The organism is Staphylococcus sp. GDY8P198P, assembly GCF_017891615.1.
GTDB lineage: Bacteria > Bacillota > Bacilli > Staphylococcales > Staphylococcaceae > Staphylococcus > Staphylococcus cohnii.
Map to the genome: position 1 here is coordinate 1 of NZ_JAESJQ010000022.1, position 5,584 is coordinate 5,584.

The 5,584-nt window shown below is 36.1% G+C and carries 4 protein-coding genes and 1 pseudogene; 2 read left to right on the forward strand and 3 right to left on the reverse strand.

What is annotated here, in order from left to right; translation table 11 throughout:
* Together KA824_RS12200 and KA824_RS12205 are read right to left on the reverse strand one after the other, a co-directional pair.
* The coding region (locus KA824_RS12200; RefSeq protein ID WP_210133274.1) for a relaxase/mobilization nuclease domain-containing protein at nt 1-644 on the reverse strand (644 nt) is incomplete at its 3' end.
* A complete protein-coding gene (locus KA824_RS12205) occupies nt 626-955 on the reverse strand; it encodes a MobC family plasmid mobilization relaxosome protein (protein ID WP_032495715.1) in 330 nt (109 codons plus the stop codon). The genes KA824_RS12200 and KA824_RS12205, both read right to left, overlap by 19 nt.
* 1,063 nt (nt 956-2,018) lie before the next feature.
* Between KA824_RS12205 and KA824_RS12210 the strand changes: the two genes are divergently transcribed.
* Together KA824_RS12210 and KA824_RS12215 are read left to right on the forward strand one after the other, a co-directional pair.
* The gene (locus tag KA824_RS12210) at nt 2,019-2,558 is read left to right on the forward strand and encodes a replication/maintenance protein RepL (RefSeq protein ID WP_021285900.1); all 540 of its coding nucleotides are present in this window, start codon (nt 2,019-2,021) and stop codon (nt 2,556-2,558) included.
* Between the two features lie 650 nt (nt 2,559-3,208).
* Nucleotides 3,209-4,783, forward strand: a complete 1,575-nt coding sequence (locus KA824_RS12215; RefSeq protein WP_032495718.1) for an ABC-F type ribosomal protection protein Vga(E) — start codon at nt 3,209-3,211, stop codon at nt 4,781-4,783.
* A 296-nt stretch (nt 4,784-5,079) separates the two neighbouring features.
* Here the strand turns inward: KA824_RS12215 and KA824_RS12220 are convergent.
* Nucleotides 5,080-5,584, reverse strand: a pseudogene (locus tag KA824_RS12220) (hypothetical protein); the annotation flags it as partial.

The window sequence follows — 5,584 nt, forward strand, 5'->3', positions numbered from 1 at the left end:
CGTTCTGGATGTTTAAAACTAAGTGTTTTACCCCTCAATTTCGTTTCGACCCCGTAAACGTCATTTAAATGCTTTTTAAAGCTATCAAAGTTTGTTGAATTATTTCGAGAGTATTCAATCGCTTCACGCAATTCATCTTTCCAAGATGGTTTATTTTTTTCTAGTAAATGTTGTTCTGCCAAAGTATGACGAACACTAGCGTTATGCTCTGTAACTATTGATAAATCATGATTTTTGCATACTTCATCGCTCAATGATCTAGCACGCTCAATTGCTTCCTTTCCATGTGCTTGATACTTTTTACCAGTTTCAAAGTTAACTGAATTTATCACGATATGATTATGAATATGGTCTTTATCTGCATGTGTGTAAACAGCTACTTCATGGTTTTTAGCTAATTTCTCAGCTAATTCTAAACCTACTTGATTCGCTTTCTCTGGTGTAACCTCGTTAGGTTTGAATGACTGGATAACATGATGTGCTTGTATTCCATCATTTTTAGAAAAAAGTTCCCTTGTTTGCTTCATTTGTGACTTTGCATAATCAATATCAAGATTATAGCCATCTTTCACAACTGCCCTTTTTTCTGCATAGTTGCATAATCGACTAGCAGAACGAGTTGTACCTAGCTGAATTGTTGCCATATTGCATGCAACTCCTTTTTGATAGCTTGTAATTCTTCGCTATCAATCGCCCCAGCGCTTGCATTTGCTCGCCTAGTCAATTGATTCACGTTGTTCCCAATTGCTCGCAACTGCTTTGCTATCTCAATTGCCCCCGATTTATCAATTTTCGATGGCTTCATTCGATAGCCCATTGCCCGCTTTTTTGCAAAAGCTGGCACGCTCATATGAAACGTATCAGCAATTTGCTGTAACCTTTCATATTCGCTGTCGTCCACTCGAAATTTAATCTGCCGACTACTCGCCCGATTTTCTTTCCTCGTTCCCGACATACAACCACCTCACTATGCTCATTTTTCAATCGCATATCATACAAATTAAATGCTCGCTATTCACTCTCATTGTAACTTGTATTGTGAGGATTGGCAAGCTCTATATTTGGTACCCAAATAAGCTTGTTTTTGCTGTCGCAAAAATGCCCCCTAACCCCCATTTACATGGGGGGATTAAGACCTTGCCTTTTTGAAAAAAGGCAACCCCAAAAACTTTCACATATCAAGCCCCCAACCCCCGAATCTTCGGGGGCTCCCTCGCCGGTAGGCAGGTCGAAAAAATGGTTTTTCGACAAGCCAAGAGGGTACTTTTGCGAATGTGTCAATTCCTTAAATTCTCACTTCATGGATCAGCAAAAACCGCTGACCCATTCCGTTGCGATTTACCATTGACACATACCATATTTAGCTTTCTTCCAGTCAGAAAGCTTTTAACCATATTTCGCAATGCCTTTGAACTTGGTCTTTCCCCCCTATTTCGGTTGAGGGAGTGAGGCTGGGGGTGTGGGGGCTAGCCCCCGCATAACGAATTCTATACATAGCGAAAGAATCACATTATCGCCGACACTCTTAACGGTTTTTCGGCTACACTGGACAAGCGAACGAGCGAATACTCAATATCCCTATTTCGTATATCGGTCGTTCGGCGAAGCCTAGACAGCCGAAAAATTTCGGAATGCAAGGGGTAAAGGCGTGGAGATTTTTTAGGTGGTTTTCCTAAAAAATACTACCCGACCCTTGCATGTAGAAAAGTGCCTTATAGAAGATATAAGAGTGAATATAAGCTAGTTGTTGTCATATCAATGGATAGAGCGTTTTTTACTAGTCATGGTGTGATTACTATACTAGTCATGGGGTGACTAGTATTAGAGCACTAGATAGTCACTATAAGACTTGACTTTAGTCAAACAATATCATAGAATGGTCATTAATGACGATAGAATAACCATAAATGAGCAGTATACTAATCACACCATGGTCAGTAATGATACAAGTTGTATCAAAAATGATACATATACGTATCACAGCGTGTTACATATTCGAAAAAGGGGAGAAAGTAATAATGGCTGAAATACATGTAGGAGCAGAAAGAGAAGTTCTAAAACCTAATTCTATGAGTTTTGAAGAGCGTAAGATCCAAATGGAGAAGGAAGAAGAAATCGAAAAGGAAATTCGCAAGAGAGATAAAAACAGTCCTTACAAGAGGTGGATACAGTTAAATAAAGACGCTTATAAAGCAGAAGATTGGCTAATGGCAAAATCACCAATAGCATATAGAATTTTTAAATTCTTAATAAATAATATGGATTCATACAACGCTGTAATGTGCTCTTATAAAGTCTTAGAGGAACAATTCGAAGTAAGTACTTCAACGGTAACAAGAGCCGTTAAATTGCTTAAAGATAAGCAATACATTGATGTATATAAATCAGGTACATCAAACGTATATGCAGTTAATAAACAAATTGCTTGGAACAGTTGGGGAAGTAATTTCAAGCATGGTAAATTTAGTGCGAATGTTATTCTTTCTGAAAGCGAACAAGATAAACAAACTAAATTAAAAATTCAAAGACATAAAGAGGTTACTTTAGAAGAAATTTAACATCACGTTAAATCAATATAACATACAGGTTGGAGATGGTAGATAAAGAACCTTATCTCTATTCACAGCTTATCGTAACAAAAATTGAACACTTAGGTGAAAAATGTTTGTCTAAGCGTTATTAGTAGCCAATGTTAGACTAGAAATGTTCGTGATAATAGTTAAGCAAGTTTGCTGTACGAGAAGCGAGAAAATGAATTAAGAGAAAACATTACAAGTAGTTTAGAAAACATTCCAGAAAGATGGCTCGGGAATCTCTTAAATTGTAGCTCCCATCCGATTAGTTATTTTCGCTTTGATCAGAATAAGATTTAATTTCTTATCTAAGTAAAGCATAGAAATATTGACAGAGACATATAGAAAGCTTATATTTAGATTAAATGATACGAGAAAGGGTGTTACTATATCACAATGAACAATTAATCCTATTTATTAAAGAAAATCAACATAAAATAGTGAGTCAATAACTTAAGCTAGGTTATTTGTGGAGCGTTTTATGTATCATTTTCAGAATAGGATTGTATTGTGCAATGTGGTTTACCCTAATTTTGTAATGCTTTTTTAGGTGTATACTTACAAATTTTACTGACCTCCTATTCTGAATGGAATTAGGGGGTTTTTATATCCCCTCAAAATAAGGAGATGGGATTATGCTATTATTTGAAGGAACATCAATCAAAAAACAATTACATGACAGAGTGCTATTTGATATTGATTTAATACAAGTGCATGATAATCAACGTATAGGCTTAGTAGGTAGGAATGGAACAGGAAAAACAAGCCTATTAAAAATTATTACAGGTGAAGAATTACCTGATGAAGGTAATATCTCTCCTTTTACCTCTGTGAAATTAGTGCCACAATTTAAAGAATCAAGATTGGAGAAAAGTGGTGGCGAAATAACACAGCAATATTTACAGAACGCATTCAATGGGAATCCAGGCTTACTGCTTTTAGATGAACCGACAACACACTTAGATACGGAAAGAATTGCTTGGCTAGAAAAAAAGATAAGAAACTATCAAGGAGCAGCTGTCGTAGTATCTCATGATCGGACATTTTTAAATAATGTATGTACTGACATATGGGAAATTGAAAAAAATACGTTAAAAATATTTAAAGGAAATTATGATGAATATGCAAAGCAAAAAGAAATACTTAAAAAACAAAAACAAACTGAATTTGAAAAGTATGAACGTGAGAAACAAAAATTAGAAAGAGCAATACGTCAAAAAGAAGAAAGAGCTCAACGAGCAACAAAAAAACCTAAGAATCTAAGTTCATCTGAAGCGAGAATAGTGGGTGCTAAAACCCACTACGCCAACATACAGAAAAAGCTGAGAAGTTCGGCAAAAGCTTTAGAAACAAGACTGGAACAATTGGATAAGGTTGACAAGGTGAAAGAGCTGCCTGAAATTAAGATGGATATGTTAAATGAAGAAAACTTAACAAACCAATCTGTATTACGTGCTGAAAATATTAAGGGAGAGATTGAAGAACGTAAGCTCTGGGAACCCTTTAGCTTATATTTATATGGAGGAGATAAAGTTGCTATCATTGGAAAAAATGGCTCAGGTAAAACAACGTTGCTTAAAAAAATAGTGAAGCAAGATGAAGGAGTGACAATTCCAGAAAAAGTAAAGATAGGTTACTTCTCTCAACACTTAACCATCCTAAATGATGAGAAATCAATCATAGAAAATGTACAATCGACCTCTAGTCAAAATGAGACATTAATAAGAACAGTTTTAGCAAGAATGCATTTTTGGGATGAAGATGTCTATAAAAAGGTAGGCATATTAAGTGGTGGTGAAAAAGTAAAGCTAGCTTTAGCTAAACTATTTTTAAGTGAGGTGAATATGCTCGTTTTAGATGAGCCGACTAACTTTTTAGACATTGCAGCTTTAGAAGCGCTAGAAACATTAATGAAAAGTTATCATGGAACGATTCTATTTGTTACTCACGACCGAATGTTAGTAAAAAATATAGCTACAAAAATAATTGATATAAAAGATGGTAAGATAACAGTATTCGATGGATCGTACGAAGCATATGAAGAGTGGCTGGAGAATAAAACAAAGTCTAACAATGATGACCAACTTTTATTAATTGAAACTAAAATATCTGATGTTCTGGGTAGGTTGAGCTTGGAACCTTCGCAAGAGTTAGAAGATGAATTTCAAAGATTATTGAAAGAAAAGAAAGAACTGACTAGAGGGGAATAAAGCAAACCTATTGATATGTTCCCACGAACGTCCCATTAAGTCGACATGTCCTTGCATACGAGCCTTTCACTAAAATCGAAAATACATCCACTTTATCTATTCGTCCTATACAGACTTGACAATATTGGATAACATAGCTTACAACCCTCTAGAGCTAAAGCAGAAAGGACTGGCATAAAGCCAGTCTTTTTAATTAACTAAGGAGCAAATAGAGAATTGGAACAGTAATTGCACTTGTAGCAACACCATATTTTAAAGCATCAATGATATTCGTAACCAATGCCCCATGCTTTGCACTAGAGACTAAGTCCATCGTCTCTTGTCTTGCTTTTTTGACGACGCTGTTTAGATTGTTCTGCATGTTCCTCACGCTCGACTTGATTTCCTCGTTCATTTCTTCCAATTGAGCGTTGTTCGTCTTTTGAAGTTCCCCCAGTGCTTGAATGGTCCTGTTGTTGTTCCTTTGAATTTCCTCGTGTCCATCTATCAAAATCTTTTGCAAAACTTCGGTGTTTTCTTTCAACATCTTCTCTTGCTCGTTCAAGATTGACTGCATGTTCCTCATGACTTCGTCCGATTTCGACTGGATTTGATTCAATTGATTGTGAATCGTGACTTCTTTCGCCATTTCCTCGTTCATGTGAACTCTGATATAACTTTTCATTAGTTCGTTGAGTTCCCTGGTCTCTTGAAACAGTTCGCTCATGCTCCTGTTCTCGTTCAGCTTGTCTTGTAAAGACATTTTCTAGCCCCTCCTTTTCATAGTCAGCACCCAATTTATTAGCCCGTATAAAGCGTTCT

Coding starts and splice junctions, on each gene's coding strand:
- KA824_RS12205 (WP_032495715.1), bottom strand. CDS start 955: ATGTCGGGAACGAGGAAAGAAAATCGGGCGAGTAGTCGGCAGATTAAA.
- KA824_RS12210 (WP_021285900.1), top strand. CDS start 2,019: ATGGCTGAAATACATGTAGGAGCAGAAAGAGAAGTTCTAAAACCTAAT.
- KA824_RS12215 (WP_032495718.1), top strand. CDS start 3,209: ATGCTATTATTTGAAGGAACATCAATCAAAAAACAATTACATGACAGA.